General features: G+C 42.8%; 4 protein-coding genes. 3 read left to right on the forward strand and 1 reads right to left on the reverse strand.

Annotated features, from left to right (window positions below):
- A partial coding sequence (locus tag F6K20_RS33495) for an NHLP bacteriocin system secretion protein (RefSeq protein WP_287297649.1) occupies window positions 1-1,302 on the reverse strand: 1,302 nt, incomplete at its 3' end.
- Between the two features lie 293 nt (window positions 1,303-1,595).
- Here F6K20_RS33495 and F6K20_RS33500 point away from each other — a divergent pair.
- The 3 genes from F6K20_RS33500 (at window position 1,596) to F6K20_RS33510 (ending at window position 2,549) form a co-directional block, all read left to right on the forward strand.
- Entirely contained in the window at window positions 1,596-1,751 is a 156-nt protein-coding gene (locus F6K20_RS33500) for a hypothetical protein (protein WP_287297651.1), read from the forward strand.
- A complete protein-coding gene (locus F6K20_RS33505) occupies window positions 1,748-1,870 on the forward strand; it encodes a hypothetical protein (protein WP_287297652.1) in 123 nt (40 codons plus the stop codon). Before F6K20_RS33500 ends, F6K20_RS33505 begins: the two co-directional genes overlap by 4 nt.
- A gap of 325 nt (window positions 1,871-2,195) precedes the next feature.
- Entirely contained in the window at window positions 2,196-2,549 is a 354-nt protein-coding gene (locus tag F6K20_RS33510; protein ID WP_287297654.1) for a DUF433 domain-containing protein, read from the forward strand.
- Window positions 2,550-2,586: the final 37 nt, after the last annotated feature.

Here is a 2,586-nt window from a genome sequence, read left to right on the forward strand (position 1 = left end):
TTTTCCGATCACCGAACTCGCCCCTGCTGAGGTGATTGAAAAGGGAGAAACTTCAGTTATTTTCCCGACAATTCCCCCATATCTTGTCCGTTTTACTGTATCCGGTGTAATTAAAATCTTCATGCCCGGTTGAATTTTTTTGCCATCTTCAACAGGAAAATAGGTTACGCTGATCATATCCCTAGCTTTCCCTGGTGTTTGTAGGGTTCCCAGGGGATTTCCGGGGTTGAGATATTCCCCGACAGTAGCCGTTATTTCTAGAATACATCCGGTATGGGGACTTTTAATAATACTGTTATCTGCAACGTCTTGTTGTAATCGGGCGATGGTTTGCTTTATGTCCTGAGTTTGATTCTTCTCAGTATTGGTAGCTTCCAGATTATCCTGTTCTAGTTGTTTACTACGGGTGTCTAAAGTTTCCAATTCCGCTTTAATTTGACTAATAGTATTGATATTTTCTAAATAGTTCTGTTGTAGTTCCGTTTCCTGTACCTGCAACTGTTGCAATTGGGCTTGAATCTCGGAGATAGTTTGACGGGTTTCTCGATAGTCTTGTTCTGCTTGTAAAATCCGTTCAGAAGAAATTGCTCCTTGTTTTTGCAAGTCCCGTTGCTTGGCCAGTCGCTGTTGTAGTATCGGGGTTAATTCTTCTGCATCTTTGAGCTGTTGTTGGAGGCTGCGACGCTGGCTCAAGATGCTAGTTAATCCTTGATTTTGGAGCTGGGGAGTCAAGGTTTCAGTATCTCGTAACCGTTGTTGTAAGCTGGTGCGTTCAGCAGTAATTGCTGTTGTTTCTAGCTGGGTGCGTTGTTGTCGCAGTAACGTAATTTTTGCTATTTGTTGCTTTAACTGAGCCAGTTTATCCCGTTGTTGTTGCAACTGCTGTTTTAGATCAGAGGGGTCAATGATTCCCAGGATATCGTCTTTTTTTACACATTGACCTGTGCGAATCGTTAAGGATTCCAACTGTCCCGATATCGGAGATTGCAATTGTACCACCCGACGGGGATTAATCAGCACTCCCTTACCCGTGACAGTGATCGGAATAGTCCCAACTATGCTCCAAAGTACCCCGATCAGGCCGAATATAGCTAATCCCCCCAAAGGTAGCCAATCCACGGGACTAACCACTGGCATTAACCGATCTAACTGTTCTGGGTCAGATAATCGGTCTAGGGCTTGCTGACGGAAGATAGGGGGTTTTTGCTGAGTCATTATTGGGGAGGAGGGAGCAGGGAATGGGGAATCGGGAATCGGGAATCGGGAGCAGGGAGCAGGGAGCAGGGAGCAGGCAATAGGCAATAGGAAATAGGCATGCTAGCAATAGGAAATAGGCAATCCGATTGATTACCTGAGCCTATGTAAACTATAAGATAATTTAATCAAAAATTTGCTTGACAATAGTGCTTTGACAATAGTATTTATGTTGCAAACAGGTTAGTCAATGAACTTTGTTGGTGAGCAAAAAACGCTTCGCCATTCTCCTTTGCAGTGGTAATCTTTTACGCCCCAACTTTCTCATTCCAAACCTATTTAACTCGGATCACCTTACTAGGATCGATCTGATCATCAAAGGCACAAAATGGAAAAAAAAAATGAAGAACAATCAAACCAAGCAAACTCCACAACAAAACTCTGGAGCAAACTCTGAGTCTATCAACGGAAAGAACTCCACAAAACTCTCCAAACTTTCTGTGTCGGAATTGGAGAGGATATCTGGGGGGAAGATAATTATTGGAGCACCAAAATGAAGAACAATCAAACCAACCAAACTCCACAAAAAAACTCTGGAGCAAACTCTGAGTCCATCAACGGAAAGAACTCCACAAAACTCTCCAAACTTTCTGTGTCGGAATTGGAGACTATATGATCTGGGATTCGGGTACACCCTAGATCTTGGCATTAAAATACGTTAATCCTAGGTTGGCGGAGGCAACACCTGACAGTACCACAGACCCAAGGCATTGGTCAAAAACCTTTTGATCCATCCCATAGCGTTAAATTCGCCTCGATCAATTGATCAACAACCATCCCTCCGGGGGATGGGGTTGCTGTTTCTACCCCAGCATTGAGCTTACTTCCTGTGTAGGTTTTGCTGGGGGTTTTATGGTTTTGTTTTAGCAATCGTTTACCTCAACATCATCAAGGGATGATAAAATTATTAATTATAACGAGCTCATAACCTAATAAAATTAATGCAACTAGAAGACTATTTTGACTTCCTAAGTGTGGACGATATTCGGCTCAAAGGCACAAGAATAGGAATAGAAACTATTCTCTATGATTATATCCATCGTGCCCGCACTCCCGAAGAAATTACCGAAACCTATCCATCCCTGAATCTAGAACAGGTCTACGCTACTATTCTTTATTATCTACACAATAAAGAAATGGTCAGCCAATATGTTGCTGACTGGTTAGAGTGGAGTCACCAGCAACTGAAAGCACAGCAACTTAACCCCTCCACCTCTGCGCTGCGATTGCGGAAGTTGAGAGCAGAACGAAAAGTAATGAAAAAAGCTGATGACTCTCAAATATCTATTGGATGAAAATGTCAATCCTGCTTACAAAATCCAATTGACCCGG

The sequence above is a fragment of the Moorena sp. SIO2C4 genome, from assembly GCF_010672485.1.
Classification (GTDB): Bacteria; Cyanobacteriota; Cyanobacteriia; order Cyanobacteriales; family Coleofasciculaceae; genus Moorena; species Moorena producens.

Excerpts from the sequence above, each read along its gene's own strand:
- F6K20_RS33510 (WP_287297654.1), top strand. The coding sequence starts at position 2,196 with ATGCAACTAGAAGACTATTTTGACTTCCTAAGTGTGGACGATATTCGG.
- F6K20_RS33500 (WP_287297651.1), top strand. The coding sequence starts at position 1,596 with ATGAAGAACAATCAAACCAAGCAAACTCCACAACAAAACTCTGGAGCA.
- F6K20_RS33505 (WP_287297652.1), top strand. The coding sequence starts at position 1,748 with ATGAAGAACAATCAAACCAACCAAACTCCACAAAAAAACTCTGGAGCA.